Genomic DNA, 16,137 nt, shown 5'->3' with positions numbered 1-16,137 from the left:
GGAAATGTTATGAACTTAATTCCAATGGTCGTAGAATCAACCAACCGCGGTGAGCGTTCGTACGATATATATTCAAGGCTCTTAAAAGACCGCATCATCATGCTCGGAAGTGCGATTGATGACAATGTGGCAAACTCAATCGTTGCTCAGCTTCTTTTCCTGGCAGCAGAAGATCCTGATAAAGATATCTCCATCTACATTAATTCACCAGGAGGTTCCGTTACGGCTGGACTTGCGATTTACGATACGATCCAGTTCATCAAACCAGATGTATCGACGATCTGTATCGGTATGGCTGCTTCCATGGGAGCTGTTTTGTTAGTAGCAGGAGCAAAAGGCAAGCGCTATACGCTTCCGAACGCTGAAGTTATGATTCATCAGCCGCTTGGTGGAACACAGGGGCAGGCATCGGACATGGCCATCCATGCAAAGCGCATTCTGCAAACACGCGAGCTGCTTAATAAAATCATTTCAGACCGTTCAGGACAGCCGATCGAGAAAGTTGAGAAAGACACAGACCGTGACTACTTCATGTCAGCAGAAGAAGCACTAAAATATGGTATCATCGACAAAGTTATCGAGAAGATTTAGGGCAAAGAGTAAATTAAGAATAAATATATAAGTAAAATACGGTAAAGAAGCCAGCCCACCGGGGCTGGCTTCTTATTGGGAAATGGGGTCTGTCCCCTTACAATTTATTTCCCGCACAGCATTTTGGATTTTCACCTGGAGAGTTTGCTCCATTTCACTTGTCGAAAAGTCGAAAATCAGTATTTTAGGATTGGATGAGTTTGTTGTGGTAATCTTATGAAAAGATACATAGTTTGGAAGTTTCTAAGACGATGATAGAAAGAAGGAATGCAGCATGGCAACATCAGCAGAAAAGACGTCAAGCGCAGCGTCTTCTCAGCAGAAAACCATTTATTCGATTCTATTTGCTATTAGTTTTGTCCACTTGTTAAACGACTCGATGCAAGCCGTGATTCCGGCGATTTTTCCTATTTTAGAAAACTCAATGGGGCTCACATTCACCCAGCTGGGATGGATTGCGTTTACGCTAAATATCACTTCATCCGTTATGCAGCCTATCGTCGGCTGGTATACGGATAGGACGACGTCACCGTATTTGCTGCCGTTTGGAATGATGGCTAGTTTAATAGGTATGCTTGGAATTGCTTTTGCTGATTCGTTTTATATGATTATCTTCTCAGTGATCGGAATTGGACTTGGATCGGCAGTGTTTCATCCTGAAGGCTCACGTGTTGCTTATATGGCAGCTGGGAATAGGCGCGGCCTTGCACAGTCCATCTATCAGGTTGGGGGAAACTCAGGAACATCACTTGCACCGATTATGACAGCACTGGTTTTCGTGCCGCTTGGTCAGTTTGGAGCGGTATGGTTCACCTCTTTTGCTGCAGTTGCCATCTTTGTATTGTTTTATGTATCGGGATGGTACGCAAAGCAGCTTGCGCATTTTCCACGTGTAAAAAAACAAACAGGTGAGAAAAAAGCGATTGATAAAAAACGTAAAAACCAAGTGATTGTTGCAATGGCGCTGCTTGTTTTCCTAGTATTTGGGCGTTCATGGTATTTTTCCGGTATCAGTAATTATTATCAGTTCTATCTTATTCATGATTATGGTCTCACTATCCGCCAGGCACAAATTTATTTATTCATTTTCATGGCATCCGGCGTGCTGGGCACATTCTTTGGCGGACCGATCGCAGACCGGTTAGGGAAGAGAAATATGATTTTCTGGTCGATGGTAGGAACGGCACCATTAGCACTATTATTGCCGCATGTCGGCTTGTGGGCAGTAGCGCCATTGTTTTTCTTTATTGGATTTATTTTAAACACGAGCTTTTCCGTTACAGTGGTGTATGCGCAAGAACTGGTTCCAGGGAGGATTGGAATGGTTTCCGGCCTGATCGTCGGCCTCGCCTTCGGTATGGGTGCACTCGGTTCAGTCGTACTCGGAAACATAGCAGACGCTACCAGCATTTCCTACACAATGCTGCTTATCAGCTTCTTACCATTTTTAGGTCTCCTTACAGTGATGCTGCCTACTGACCGAACACTGGAGAAGTGGTCTAATGAGTGAGGGGGGACAGACCCCAGACAAATACAAATCGCTGATTTGTATTTGTCAGAAAGACATCTCTGCCACTACTGTTTACAGTTCAATAACACAAAAAATCCTTGTCTGCATTTAGACAAGGATTTTTTCGTTCACTATATCATTGGTTATTCAATCTTCTGTATCTCGCACTTGCAAACATATATACGCCATAAGCGATGAAGCCAAGTGCAACGATGGCGAGAAGAACAGGTCCGAAGGGTTGTGCTGCTAGTTCCAGCAGGGCACCATCCAGTCCTTTTGTTTCTTCAGGGTTAGCGAGAATAGCCGTTCGGATAAGGAAGAAAGCGATGATCATAAAAACGAACGCACGTGCAGTCATTCCAAACGTCCCGATATATCCGCTCCACCGCCATTCTTCTTTGTTCATCTCGTTTTTCTTTAGATCCTTTTTAAATTTGCGTGATAGTGCCCGAAACAAAAAGACAACTCCGATAATACCAAAGACAAGTCCTGCGATCGCGATCAATAACTGTCCGAAGGGCTGAGCAAGCATCTGTGCTGATAGTGTTTGATAGGTTTTATCCGATGGTTCTGCTCTTGCCCTGAAAAGAATTCGTAATGCACTAATGCACATGGCGGTATAAACGCCTGCAATAAACAAGTAGCTAAGTCTGCTGAACCATCTTTTCCAGCTGTGGTTGACGCATTCCGGGTCAAAAACAGCTTTTGTCAGCTGCCAAAACGCATAAGCGCTTAAACCAACGGCAAGTACAATCAATAGAAAAGGACCAAACGGCTGCTGTGCGATCGTGTAGAGTGCGCCTTGTGAACTTGCTTCATTAAGGTGTGTACCTGTCGAAGTAATCAGTGCGAGTATCCCGATCACCACATAGACAATACCTTTTGAAAGATAACCGATTCTTGCTAGACGATGAATCCATGGGCGAAAAGATTCAAAATGATGATTGATTTTATCCTTATACGTTTCTTTTTTTACAAAGGGCTGTTTCACAGTCAAATCGGCTCTCCTTTCAGAGCAAATCACTTCGCGTCTCTGGTGGATTGTACAATAAATAGATTCGGTAGAGGTTGCTTATGATTGTTTTTGTAACTGCATATGCAGGAATGGCAAGAAGCAAACCGATAAAGCCAAATGCCGCTCCAGACATCAGTACTACTAAAATGATTGTCAGCGGATGTATGCGAAGCTTCCTTCCCATGATCTGCGGAGATAGAATGTTACCTTCTACCTGCTGAACAACAAGCGTTACCAGCGCGACTTTAATTGCCATAAACGGATCTTGAATGAGCCCGACTAAAAGAGCTGGGAAGACGCCGATAAATGGTCCGAGGAACGGAATGACATTTGTAAGTACTGCAAAAAGAGCAAGAACAAGTGCGAACTTAAGGCCGATTATCATATAGCCGGCATACATAAATACTCCAACAAACAAGGCGACTAATATTTGTCCTTTTATATAAGAAGACAGCGTAGAATCGATATCCCGGAGAATAGCAGCCACGTCATGTTCCATGTGACGAGGTACCAGTCTTAGAAAATAATTAAAAAACTTTTTGTCATCAAGGAGTAAATAAAATAGTATAAACGGTACTACCAATAAAACAAGTGCAATATTCGTCAAAGTAGTAACGAGTTCTATTACATCCTTGGAAATGGAGCTCGTGAACTTTTCAAGGCGCTCGGTTGCCAGTTTAGCAACCTGTGTGCTGTCAATAAACGATTTGTTTTCTCCTGTGACCATTTTTCCTGTTTTTTCAGTAGCTTCCCCGATTTTCTTTGGGAAGTCGTCAGTTAGATTGGTTAATTGATCGGCTATGACAGGGAAGGCTGCAGCAGAAATTCCTGAAGCCGCCGTTATCAACCCGAGCATGACTAAGAATATAGCAAGAAATTTGGGCACCTTTTTTTTGATCAGATAACGTATCAACGGCCGAAGCAAGTAATATAACAATCCAGCGATAAACACCGGAAAGAAGACGCTCGAGATTACGAGATAAAGGAAGTCAATAAGATAGTCGATTTTTCCGAGTAAAAATAAAATAGTGAGTACGAGTACGGCACCTGCCGCATACTTGAAGAATGAGTACTGATACCACATTTGATGTGACCTCCGTTTCATAATAGTATTCTTTTCCCTTTTTCAAAAACTGTAATCTTTTTTTAGTTAAATAATAATTGACATTTTTAAAGAGCGCTGATAGATTGAAAGTGTAAATGTAAACGTTTACGTAACTAGAAAGCAGGTAGATGTTTTGAATCCGACAATTAAAGATGTAGCCAAGCAGGCAAACGTTTCGATTGCAACAGTTTCCCGTATTGTTAATGGGCTGCCCGGCTATTCGGAGGACACTAAGAAAAAGGTGCAGGAGGCTATTGAAACTCTGGGCTATCAGCCGAACGCCATTGCGCGGGGATTGATCAATAAGCGGACCCAAACAATCGGTGTCTTGTTTCCGGAAGTTTCAGGGATGCTTTCTTCCGAAGTACTGGAAGGTGTAGAGAACGCTGCACACGACGGAGGATTCAGCGTTATCGTTTGCAATACAACGTCCAGCGGAAAGCGAACCGTCAAATATCTTCGTTTATTACAGGAGAAAAGGGTAGACGGCATCATTTTTGCATCTGAGGATGTGAAGGAAGAGTACTATAAAATCTTTCAAGAAATGAAGGTTCCCGTTGTACTCGTCTCAACCGCATCATCAAATTACAATTTGCCTTTTGTACGTGTAAACGATTATGAAGGAGCTTTTCAGGCGACGGAATATTTGATTAATAAAGGACACAAACAGATTGGGATGATCGGTGGCAGCAAACAAGATCCGATCGCAGGTGTTCCACGCATGAAAGGCTTCGAGGAAGCTCTTCAAAAGCATAATCTGGCTTTTTCGGAAGATCACGTAACAACGAACGAAGGCTACCGTTTTCAAAACGGAAAAGAGTCATTGCCTGTCTTGCTAAAGCAGCTGCCAAATATGACAGCTTTGTTTGCAGCCAGTGATGAGATGGCTATTGGCGCAATGTCGGCCGCCCATCAGCTTGGCATCAAAGTACCAGAAGAACTGTCTATCATCGGGTACGATAATCTGAAGATTGCAGAAATGTGCTATCCTGCCTTAACAACAGTCTCACAGCCATTAAAGGACATGGGACAAACTGCAGGAGAGATTTTAGTGAAATTGATTAAAGGTGAAGAAAAAGAAGTCGAAAGCCGTTACATGCCTTTTACCATAACAGAAAGGCAGTCAGTCTGTGATTTACAGGACAAGTAAAAAACGGAGGCATGTTCGCTTCATTTTATTTTACGGAACACGTAAACGTTTACGTAAAGCGCTTACACCTATATAGGAGGTATACACATGATTAAAGTAACAGTTTGGAATGAGAACCGCCATGAGCAGAAGAACCCTACGGTACAAGAAATCTATCCAAAAGGCATTCACGGTGCGATTGCAGAATTCCTGGAGCATGCAGGACATGATGTAAAGACTGCAACACTCGACGAGCCGCAGCACGGACTTACGGATGAAGTTTTAAACAGTACAGATGTCCTTGTATGGTGGGGACACCTTGCGCATGACGAGGTGGATGATGAGATTGTAAACAAGGTGCAGCAGCGTGTACTTGATGGAATGGGATTGCTTGTCCTTCATTCCGGTCATTTTTCTAAAATCTTTAAAAAGCTTATGGGAACGTCTTGTGATTTGAAGTGGCGTGAAGCTGACGAGAAAGAACGTATCTGGATTGTGAATCCTAGCCACCCGGTTGCAAACGGCCTTGGTGAATACATCGAGCTTGAAAAAGAAGAAATGTATGGCGAACACTTTGATATTCCGGCACCGGATGATCTAGTTTTTGTGAGTTGGTTTGAAGGCGGAGAAGTGTTCCGTTCGGGCTGTGCTTACAACCGCGGAAAAGGGAAGATCTTCTACTTCCGTCCGGGCCATGAAACATACCCGACGTATTATAACAAAGATGTTCAAACGGTTATCACAAATGCTGTTTCATTCCTTGCTCCATCAGGAAGCCAAGCTCCTGTATACGGAAACGCAAAACCGCTTGAAGCGATCGCAGCTAAATAAAATAAAAAAACCAATCATGAGGAGGAAGTTATTATGACAGTAAAAGTTGGAATCATCGGATGTGGAAGTATTGCAAACCATCGCCACCTGCCGGAGTATGCTCAAAATCAGGATGTTGAAATCGTTGCTGTATGTGATGTTGTAAAAGAACGTGCTGAAGCGGCACAGGCCATTTACGGCGGTGAAATTTTCACGGATTACAACGAGCTGCTTGCACGGGATGAAGTTGAAGCAGTAAGCGTTTGTACGCCTAACTACCTGCATGCACCGATTTCGGTAGCGGCTTTAAAAGCTGGAAAGCATGTATTATGTGAAAAGCCGATGGCAACTTCTTTACAAGAAGCTGAAGAAATGATTGAAGCGGCTGAACAAAGCGGCAAGACACTCATGATTGGACATAACCAGCGTTTTGTCCCTGCTCATCAAAAAGCACGTGAAATAATTGCAAACGGTGAGCTTGGAAAAGTATACAGCTTCCGTACAGCGTTTGGACACCCAGGACCTGAAGCGTGGAGTGTCGACGGAAAAAACAGCTGGTTCTTTAAAAAGGATGAAGCTTTTATCGGAGCGATGGGTGACCTTGGTGTTCATAAAACAGACCTGATCCGTTATGTTCTTGGTGAAGAAATCATAGAGGTAGGTGCTTTTGTAGAAACGAGTGCGAAAGATTTTGCTTCTGTTGATGATACGGCTGTATGTGTATTAAAAACAGAAAGCGGCATTATCGGAACACTCGCTGCAAGCTGGTCTTACATGGCAAAAGAAGACAACTCTACCATTATTTATGGTGAAAAAGGCATTCTTCGTTTAGAAGACGACCCGAAATATTCCCTTGTTGCCCAATACACAGATGGTTCAAATGTCCGTTATGAGCTAGGTGCGATTCAAACGAATGAAAACCAATCAAACTCTCATGTTGTTGATCATTTCATCGATGCTGTTGAATCAGGGAATACGCCGCTTATCACAGGTGAGGAAGGAAAGCGTTCATTGTCTGTAATTCTTGCAGCACTGGAATCAAATGAGAAGAAGACGATTGAAAAAGTTCAAACAGGTGTTCACGCATGAAATTAAGAGTCGGCATAATCGGGGCTGGCGGCATCGCACAAGGCCGTCACATCCCCGCATTTCAACAACTTGGAGAGAAAGCAGAAGTAACTGCAATCAGTGATGTGAACGTGGAAGTGGCTAAGTCTGTCGCTGAAAAATTTCACGTACCGAACTACTTCACAACCTATCAAGAGATGTGGCCGCATGTGGATGCCGTTGTCATATGTACCCCAAACAAGTTTCACAGAGAAATAACAGTGGCGGCTCTAGATGCTGGTAAACATGTACTCTGTGAAAAACCAATGGCAATGACTATTGAAGAATGTGCAGAGATGGTTGAAGCTGAAAAGCGTTCGGGCAAGGTGTTATCGATTGCGTATCACTATCGTCATATGAAAGAATCACAAGCTGCTAAACGTGTGATCGAAAGAGGCGAAGTAGGTAATCCTTTAGTCGTTCGTGTTCAGGCTTTAAGAAGACGCAAGGTGCCAGGCTGGGGCGTTTTCACGAACAAAGAGCTGCAAGGCGGAGGAAGTTTAATAGACTATGGCTGTCATCTGCTGGACTTAACGCTTTGGCTGCTCGATAATCCGGTTGTGACTGAAGTTTCAGGACAAACGTTCAACACAGTGAGCCGAGAAGCTGAGCAGGTGAACCAATGGGGCTCTTTTGACTCAGAAACATTTGAAGTGGATGATCATGTTACAGCTTATATTCGTTTAGCTAACGGAGGAACGATTTTGTTTGAAACGTCATGGGCTGCAAACATTCCGGATGATGCAGAGGTGCTCCGTATTTCAGGTGACCGCGGCGGACTTGATGTTTTCCCTTTCTCGGTCAATAAAGCGGAAAACGGTATGATGACGACAACAATAGCAGATTGGATTCTTGGTGAAGATGATCCAGGACTTCCGCAAGCCATCAATTTTGTGGATAGCTGTCTTGGAAAAGCTGAACCTCTGGTTACTGCAGAAGAAGCCATGAACACATCCCGTGTTATTGAAGCGATCTACGCAAGCAGTTTGATGGGGAAAAGCGTCCAGGTTGAGAATGGTAAAGGAGTGGAGAAAGCATGAAGCTAGGAGTATTTACAGTTCTATTTTCGCAAAAGTCATTTACGGAAATGCTTGATTATGTAAAAGAGGCAGGCGTACAAGCCGTTGAGATCGGAACAGGAAATTACCCAGGCAACGCGCACTGCCCTCTTGATGAATTATTAGCGAGTGAAGAGAAGCGGAATCAATATTTACACGAAGTTGAAAAGCGCGGATTAACGATTTCAGCATTCAGCTGCCACGGCAACCCATTGTCGCCAGATGAGGCGTTTGCAAAGGAATCCCATGATACTTTTGTAAAAACAGTAGAGCTTGCTGGATTGATGAACGTTCCTGTCGTGAACTGTTTCTCTGGTGTACCAGGAGATTCTGAGAACGCGAAGTATCCGAACTGGCCGGTTTCTCCTTGGCCAAACGAATACAGTGATGTTCTGAAATGGCAGTGGGAAGAAAAGTTGATTCCATACTGGCGCACATGGGGACAGTTTGCGAAAGAACATGGTGTTAAGATAGGACTGGAGCTTCACGGCGGTTTCTTGGTTCATACACCATACACGCTCTTAAAACTGCGTGAAGAAACATGTGATGCGATCGGCGCAAACCTTGATCCCTCACATTTATGGTGGCAAGGAATCGATCCTGTTGCAGCGATTAAGATTCTAGGAAAAGCTGGAGCGATCCATCATTTCCATGCAAAAGACACATACTTGGATCAAGACAATATCAATATGTACGGTTTAACAGATATGCAGCCATATGGGGCGGTTAAAAACCGTGCTTGGAGCTTCCGCTCTGTAGGCTGTGGCCATTCCGTTCAGGAATGGTCTGATATGATGAGTGCGCTTCGTACGTATGGCTATGATTACGTGGTGAGCATCGAGCATGAAGATCCAATCATGTCGATCGAAGAAGGGTTCACGCGCGCGGTGAAGAACTTGCAGTCGATCCTCATCTCCGAGCAGCCAGCCGAGATGTGGTGGGTCTAGTACAAAAGTAGGGGTCTGACCCCAGACAAATACAAATCCAGCTGATTTGTATTTGTGGGGTGCACACTCCTTGAATAAGAAAGCCTGAAATCCAATACATCGGATTTCAGGCTTTTTTCATTTCAATAAATACAACCCCAATAAAATAACCAATCTCAATCTTTCCTATCAAATCTTTCTTACGCGCATCGTGTCGCGAACGACAGGCCAGTTCTGCGGGAACGGGATCCCGAGCACCCAGAAGCTTACTCCACGCAGACCATAATCAATGGCAGTTCTGTATTTTGCCTGCACGCTTCTGGCATCCTCAAACCAGACTTCATGCTCTTTGCCTTGTGCATCGAAGTACTTGAACCAAGGGGATTGGTCTCCTTCGTCAAATTCAATGGAAGCATTCATACGAGCTGCGAGATTGACAGCTGCTACTTGACTAAGCGTTTTTGCAAACGTGCCTTGTACGAATGGTAATGTCCAATCACGCCCATATGTCGGAACACCCATCATTATTTTTTCACGGGGAATAGCCGTAACGGTGTAATCCAGAACTTTTTTTACTTCGTCTAAGGGAGCGATTGCCATTGCACGGCCGCCTGCCCATCCCCATTCATATGTCATGACTACAACAAAATCCACGATTTCTCCATGCGCCCTGTAGTCATGTGCTTCATACAGCAATCCTGGCTGATCTTCCTTATATTTTGGGGCAACTGCCGTAGAAACGGAGTAGCCTAAAGGTTTATACTTTGCGACTGCACGTCTTAAGAAATTATTATAATCTTCTTTATTCTCTGGATAAACGTATTCGAAATCAAAGTTAACTCCACGGTATCCTTTCGTTTGCATCGTACCCAAAATATTATTTAATACGGTTTCCTGCAACGAATCACTGTCTAATATGGTTTTGATCAAATCTGAATTAAACCCTTCACCTTCAATATTGGCGATGCCCATAAGCGGAGCAACACGATTTACTCTTGCAGCTGCAATTATGCCTTCATCTTGAAGTGCCGTTAAACCGCCAGTCCTTGTGACAGAATAATGAAACGGCGTAATATAGGTTAGGTAAGAACCTACATTTCTCACCTCGGTTTGGGAGGCAGCTCCCATGTTGGTTACATAGGCATTTACTTCTTTTACTGGTCTTTTATAAGGAATAGAAAGCCTCGTTCCCGTATATATCAAACTAGGATTAGGGATATTATTTTCTCTCTGTAAATCTGCCACGGAAGTGCCATACCGGTTTGCAATTGCATAAAGAGATTCACCTTGCTTTACTACATGTATAGGTATATCAATCACTTGGCCGACATAAATAACGGAAGCAAGAGGGATGTTGTTCCAGCCTATTAAACTCTCAACAGTAGTCCTGAACCGGTTCGCAATCTCATAAAGTGTATCTCCTGATTGAATCGTATAGGTCGGAAAATCATTTGGAATCACTAGCGCCTGGCCAACAACTAATACATTTTGATTTTCAATACCGTTGGCTTTAACGATAGAAGCCATCTGGACACCGTAGCGCTGAGAGATTTGCCAAAGAGAATCACCTCTTTGAACAACATGAATGTACATAAATAACGCCTCCTTTACTCTGTATTTAATGTATTAAAAAAAGAGCCATTTTATGAAGAAGTGAGCAGGGGGACAGACCCGGGTCTGTCCCCCCTCTCACTTTAAAGCTGTAAAGAGTAATCGCAGAATTAGAATTAAATCACTGATTGACAATTCATGGCAGCATCAACTATAATTTTCAAAAACAACTTGAAACATCGATGAGGATTAGTACATTGATCTTGTCTTTCATAGAGAGGGAACCAGATGGTGAAAGGTTCCTACTGACAGCCAATCGAACCTGCCTCTGAGTTCTGATCCCGAAACTAGTGGAAGATATCAGCGGTTCAAGACCGTTATCATGAAAGAGTGTAAAGCTGTGCTTTGAATTAGGGTGGTACCGCCAAGAGATTGGTCCCTAATGATGAAGCGTGGCTTTTTTTAGTTATAAAAATTGCGAGGTGCATAAAATGGCAAAGGATTTTGTAAAAGACGTTACAAGTATGAACGATGATTTTGCACAATGGTATACAGATGTTGTAACAAAAGCGGAATTAATTGATTATTCAAGTGTCCGCGGCTCGATGATTCTAAGACCATATGGTTATGCGATCTGGGAAAACATTCAAAACCAGCTGGATAAACGCATCAAAGAAACGGGTCATGAAAATGTATACATGCCGCTTTTTATTCCAGAAAGTCTGCTTCAAAAAGAGAAAGACCACATCGAAGGTTTTGCACCGGAAGTGGCTTGGGTGACACACGGCGGGGAAGAGAAACTTACCGAACGTCTATGCGTGCGTCCGACTTCTGAAGTTCTTTTTGCAGAGCATTTTAAAAGCATTATTCATTCATACCGTGATCTGCCGAAGCTGTATAACCAATGGTCTAACGTTGTGAGATGGGAAAAAACAACCCGCCCATTCCTCCGCACACTTGAATTCCTTTGGCAGGAAGGGCACACGTGCCATGAAACGGATGAAGATGCCCATGAAGAAACCGTCCGTATGCTTAACGTTTACGCAGAGCTTTGTGAAGAGTATTTAGCAGTTCCAGTTATCAAGGGGCAAAAAACAGAAAAAGAAAAGTTTGCTGGAGCTAAGTATACGTATACGATTGAAAGTTTGATGCATGACGGTAAGGCTCTCCAATCTGGGACTTCACATCATCTAGGAGACGGATTTGCTAAGGCATTCGGAATCCAGTTCACAAATCGAGAAGGTAAGCTGCAGACGGTCCAGCAAACATCTTGGGGATTCACAACACGTATTATCGGAGCGATGATAATGGTTCACGGTGATGACAGAGGATTGATTGTTCCACCAAAGATTGCGCCAATACAGCTAATGATCGTTCCGATCGCGCAGCATAAAGAAGGTGTATTGGATTTTGCATATCATGTAAAAGAAAAGCTTTCTACAACAATCCGAACAGGAATTGATGCGAGCGATAAAAAACCAGGCTGGAAGTTCAACGAATATGAGATGAAGGGAATTCCGCTTCGTTTAGAAGCAGGACCACGCGATATCGAACAGCAGCAAGTCGTACTCGTCCGGCGTGATACTGGAGAAAAACAAACGGTATCAACAGAAAACTTAGAAACACATATCCACGAAATCTTAACCGATATCCAAAACAGCTTGTTTGAAAAAGCGAAAAAGCACCGTGAAGAAAAAACATCCGTTGCAACCACCTTCGAAAAGTTTAAAGAAAGTCTTACAAACAATGGAGGATTCATAAAAGCAATGTGGTGCGGAGATGAAGCCTGCGAGAACTTTATTAAAGACGAAACAGGTGTAACATCAAGATGTATGCCTTTTGAACAAGAAAAGCTGTCAGACAAATGTGTGTGCTGTGACCAAGAAGGAAAGCATCTCGTTTATTGGGCAAAAGCTTATTAATTTATAGTACAAAAGCAGGGGACAGACCCGGGTCTGTCCCCCTATTTTTTTCTCACACCACTATGCAAAACTTTTTTTCCGTATAAAATAGATAGAGTAGTTATGAATCTATTTAAGGGAGAAATTTTTATGAAAAATACGTGGAAAGCCTATCGCTCACCTGTTATTTTGCTCATTTCTATCATCATCGGAAGTGTCATCGGTTCTGTTATGGGTAAAGACGCGGCAGTTCTTAAACCATTTGGGGACTTATTTTTAAATGTCATGTTTATGATCGTCGTTCCGCTTGTGTTCTTTTCCATCTCTTCAAGCGTTGCCAACATGGCTGGGGCAAAAAGATTTGGAAAGATCATAAGCTCGATGCTGATTGTTTTTACATTAACAGGAACAGTTGCGGCAATTACAAGTATGGCCGGAATCAAACTTTTTCCGCCGTCTGAAGGGGTAAACATCGATCTTGTTAAACCGGAAGCGGCAAATGAAGAAGTATCGATCGGAGACCAGCTGGTAAGCACGGTTACGGTGCCAGATTTTGTTGATCTGTTAAGCCGTGCGAATATGTTAGCACTTATACTTTTTTCTGTTCTATTAGGACTAGCTACATCCAAAGTAGGAGAGAAGGCAAAACCGCTTGCGAATTTCCTCGCAGCCGGCAGTGAAGTTACGCTGCAGATGGTAAAGTACGTCATGTACTATGCGCCAATCGGTCTTGGAGCTTACTTTGCTGCACTCGTCGGAGAGTTTGGACCTACTTTACTAGGTTCCTATTTTAAAGCGGTATTATTCTACTATCCGTTCTCTCTTTTGTATTTCTTTGGGTTCTTTACGCTTTATGCGTGGATGGCACACGGCAAACTCGGGATTCGTACGTTCTGGAAAAATATGCTCTCACCATCTGTTACAAGTCTGGCGACGTGCAGTTCGGCAGCAAGTATTCCCGTAAACTTAGAAGCAACGAAAAAGATGGGTGTTCCTGACGATATTGCAGAAACTACAATCCCGCTTGGTGCAACGCTTCATAAAGACGGATCCGTCATTGGCGGCGTTCTTAAAATCACGTTCCTGTTCGGAATCTTTGGTATGGATTTCTCCGGTATCGACACATACTTCCTGGTAGGTGCGGTAGCACTTCTTGTAGGGATGGTAATGGGTGCGATCCCACAAGGCGGGTTGATTGCCGAGATGCTGATCCTTTCATTGTTTGGTTTCCCTGTTGAAGCTCTTCCAATCATTGCTGCGATTTCTGCCATTATAGATCCGCCAGCAACATTACTGAACGCAACAGGTGATAATGTGGCGAGTATGATGACGGCTCGTCTTGTGGAAGGGAAGAACTGGCTTGCAAAGAAGGTTTCTCCGTTAAAAGAGCAAAAAGGCGCCTAAACGTTTAATCGAATAGAGCTAGTAAAGCCCTCCAGCTTACATGATGAGCTGAAGGGCTTTGCCTTATATTATTCTTTTCTCTGCGGGGATTCCTATTATATGACCTCGATCACCATAGATACAAATACGCAAATACTCTCCCCACACACGAGCTCTTCCTTCTTGAGTCAGGTGCCAATTATCACGCCGTAAGCCTTCGCCGCTATAAACAGCCGGAAATCCAAAAGGAATAAACCGAATACCTTTTGGCAAATATTTTTGCAGTGTCCGAATCTGCCTTCCTGCCCCATGTTCCTTACTTACCACGAGCAGTGATTTTACTTTTGTAAAATCAAATACCTTAAGCGCATGTGTCACATTTTCAGCCGAGTTACAAGAAGTTTCTTCATAATAAATATAGGATTCAGGGACACCTGCTTCAATCATTTTTCTTTTTATCACGATTGATTCGGAGGTATCTCCATCTTTCCAAGCTGAATGTTTTTTTCCAGTCGCACTAACTCCGCCTGTTACAATAAATACAGAACTCAATCGGGTATGGTATGCTTCTATCGCTTTTTCCCAATGACCCGGATGTGTTCCTCCAAAGACAAAAACAGCGTCACATAATTCCGGCTTCTCATCACTAAAAAAAACAACTTCGGTAAGCCATTCTATTTGCTCCTTACTTAACTCAGGTACATTTTCTGGTTCTTTAGCAATGAAAGGTTCCAATCAAATACCTCCTTAAGCTGTTGCTTTAACAGCCGTTTCATTCTTATAAAACCGGGTAAATGCCATCTGGAACAGGAACATGCCCATAACACCCAATAACAAATACATACTTCCCATCGTCCATGACGGTAAAAATGCACCGATGGTAAGCCCCAGAGATCCAGCAATTTTTGCTGCTTGGAAAACAAGTCCGTTCATCGCCATGTACGAACTTCTCTTTGTATCATCTGCAAGATCTGCCAAGAACGCCTGGCGGATCGGAACGTATAGAAGTTCACCGATCGTGTACAACAGAACAGCACTCATCAGAATCGCCATTGAGTTTGATGCCCCCACAACAGCGTAGCCTATGGAATACAGAGATAATCCAATAAAAAAGACCTTCGCGTCGTTGAACCGTTTCATCTGTTTTGTAAGCCATATCGTTAATAAAACAACGAGTACCGTGTTTTCTGTAGATAGCCAGCTCAGCATTCTGATACCTGTCATTTCAAATGAGAATCCATTCCAGAAGGTAAGCGTACGTACTTCAAACTCCTGATCTAAACGGACACCGATATAGTTATGCATCTGGAACTCAAGAGACATGATGCAGATGCTTCCGGCAACGTACAGCATAAACGTTTTATCATTCATAACCGACCGGTAGTTTTCAATGACGTCACGCAAGACATTTCTCTTTCCGGAACTGACTTCAGCACGCTTTGATTCAAACGATTCAGTCATCCAATACGTAACCAGGATCCACGTGAAAACAGAAACAGCCGTAAGCACTAAAAACAGCTCAAAGCGGTGTGACTTAAACAGCAAGCCGCCGACGATCGCTCCCAGAGCGATTGATAGATTAATTGACCAGTAGTTTAAGCTGTACATAAATTTCCGGTTTTCAGGAGTACTCACATCAATCAGCATAGCTTCTGCTGCTGGATTCATTAATCCAGAGCTGACGCTTGAAACAAGCATCATTGAAAACGTCAGCCAGACAGAATCAAGAAACGGTGAGTTTGCCAGTGCCATGACAGCAAAAGCGCCAACTTGAATGCCTTGTGCCGTTACCATAACCTTTTTCCGGCCGACACGGTCTGCGATGTATCCTCCATAAAAACTAATAAAAAGAGAAACAAGAACATTTGTGATTAAGAGAAAGCCTGCCATTACTTGACCGACCTTCATAGAAAAATAGATTGCCATGAATGGGAAAATCATTGTACCTACAATACGTGTTAAAAAAGAAGTTATAATCCGGATCTTTATATTCCGGTGTAATTCCTTAAACCCCATAATAGTCACTCTCCTTATTTCCAATTTTATCTAGA

The 16,137-nt window shown here is 43.2% G+C and carries 14 protein-coding genes and 1 other annotated feature; of the genes, 9 read left to right on the top strand and 5 right to left on the bottom strand.

Going from position 1 to position 16,137, the window contains the following annotated elements:
• The first annotated feature begins 9 nt into the window (after window positions 1-9).
• A complete protein-coding gene (clpP, locus tag M3196_RS12690; RefSeq protein WP_251322685.1) occupies window positions 10-591 on the top strand; it encodes an ATP-dependent Clp endopeptidase proteolytic subunit ClpP in 582 nt (193 codons plus the stop codon).
• 274 nt (window positions 592-865) lie between these two features.
• On the top strand, window positions 866-2,101 hold the full coding sequence (locus M3196_RS12685) for an MFS transporter (RefSeq protein WP_251322684.1): 1,236 nt from the start codon (window positions 866-868) through the stop codon (window positions 2,099-2,101).
• Between the two features lie 136 nt (window positions 2,102-2,237).
• On the opposite strand, the gene M3196_RS12680 is transcribed toward M3196_RS12685, so the two are convergent.
• On the bottom strand, window positions 2,238-3,092 hold the full coding sequence (locus tag M3196_RS12680; protein WP_251322891.1) for a DUF1206 domain-containing protein: 855 nt from the start codon (window positions 3,090-3,092) through the stop codon (window positions 2,238-2,240).
• A 19-nt stretch (window positions 3,093-3,111) separates the two neighbouring features.
• Window positions 3,112-4,200: an AI-2E family transporter gene (locus M3196_RS12675; protein ID WP_251322683.1), complete on the bottom strand. Its 1,089-nt coding sequence runs from the start codon at window positions 4,198-4,200 to the stop codon at window positions 3,112-3,114.
• Between the two features lie 154 nt (window positions 4,201-4,354).
• On the opposite strand from M3196_RS12675, the gene M3196_RS12670 reads away from it, so the two are divergent.
• From M3196_RS12670 to M3196_RS12650, 5 genes are all read left to right on the top strand, one after another.
• Window positions 4,355-5,371 (top strand): LacI family DNA-binding transcriptional regulator, encoded by a 1,017-nt coding sequence (locus tag M3196_RS12670; protein WP_251322681.1) that lies wholly within the window; start codon window positions 4,355-4,357, stop codon window positions 5,369-5,371.
• Between the two features lie 87 nt (window positions 5,372-5,458).
• On the top strand, window positions 5,459-6,181 hold the full coding sequence (locus M3196_RS12665) for a ThuA domain-containing protein (RefSeq protein WP_251322680.1): 723 nt from the start codon (window positions 5,459-5,461) through the stop codon (window positions 6,179-6,181).
• A 30-nt stretch (window positions 6,182-6,211) separates the two neighbouring features.
• On the top strand, window positions 6,212-7,249 hold the full coding sequence (locus tag M3196_RS12660) for a Gfo/Idh/MocA family protein (RefSeq protein WP_251322890.1): 1,038 nt from the start codon (window positions 6,212-6,214) through the stop codon (window positions 7,247-7,249).
• Entirely contained in the window at window positions 7,246-8,307 is a 1,062-nt protein-coding gene (locus M3196_RS12655; RefSeq protein WP_251322679.1) for a Gfo/Idh/MocA family protein, read from the top strand. The genes M3196_RS12660 and M3196_RS12655 overlap by 4 nt, the downstream gene beginning before the upstream one ends.
• Entirely contained in the window at window positions 8,304-9,272 is a 969-nt protein-coding gene (locus M3196_RS12650; protein ID WP_251322678.1) for a sugar phosphate isomerase/epimerase family protein, read from the top strand. The genes M3196_RS12655 and M3196_RS12650 overlap by 4 nt, the downstream gene beginning before the upstream one ends.
• A 168-nt stretch (window positions 9,273-9,440) precedes the next feature.
• Here M3196_RS12650 and M3196_RS12645 read toward each other — a convergent pair whose 3' ends face one another.
• A complete protein-coding gene (locus M3196_RS12645; protein ID WP_251322677.1) occupies window positions 9,441-10,844 on the bottom strand; it encodes a LysM peptidoglycan-binding domain-containing protein in 1,404 nt (467 codons plus the stop codon).
• Window positions 10,845-11,032: 188 nt separating this feature from the next.
• Window positions 11,033-11,246, top strand: a binding site (T-box leader).
• A gap of 38 nt (window positions 11,247-11,284) precedes the next feature.
• On the opposite strand from M3196_RS12645, the gene proS reads away from it, so the two are divergent.
• A complete protein-coding gene (gene proS, locus M3196_RS12640; RefSeq protein WP_425311004.1) occupies window positions 11,285-12,724 on the top strand; it encodes a proline--tRNA ligase in 1,440 nt (479 codons plus the stop codon).
• A gap of 129 nt (window positions 12,725-12,853) precedes the next feature.
• Window positions 12,854-14,107: a dicarboxylate/amino acid:cation symporter gene (locus M3196_RS12635; RefSeq protein ID WP_251322675.1), complete on the top strand. Its 1,254-nt coding sequence runs from the start codon at window positions 12,854-12,856 to the stop codon at window positions 14,105-14,107.
• A gap of 63 nt (window positions 14,108-14,170) precedes the next feature.
• Here M3196_RS12635 and M3196_RS12630 read toward each other — a convergent pair whose 3' ends face one another.
• Both M3196_RS12630 and M3196_RS12625 read right to left on the bottom strand, forming a co-directional pair.
• Window positions 14,171-14,821, bottom strand: a complete 651-nt coding sequence (locus tag M3196_RS12630; protein ID WP_251322674.1) for a YdcF family protein — start codon at window positions 14,819-14,821, stop codon at window positions 14,171-14,173.
• A gap of 12 nt (window positions 14,822-14,833) precedes the next feature.
• A complete protein-coding gene (locus M3196_RS12625) occupies window positions 14,834-16,102 on the bottom strand; it encodes an MDR family MFS transporter (RefSeq protein ID WP_251322672.1) in 1,269 nt (422 codons plus the stop codon).
• Window positions 16,103-16,137: the final 35 nt, after the last annotated feature.

Source organism: Fictibacillus nanhaiensis (assembly GCF_023715445.1).
In the GTDB taxonomy this organism is placed as follows: Bacteria; Bacillota; Bacilli; order Bacillales; family Fictibacillaceae; genus Fictibacillus; species Fictibacillus nanhaiensis_D.
The sequence above is the reverse complement of the archived record's forward strand: the minus strand, read 5'-3'. Positions and strand labels throughout refer to the sequence as shown.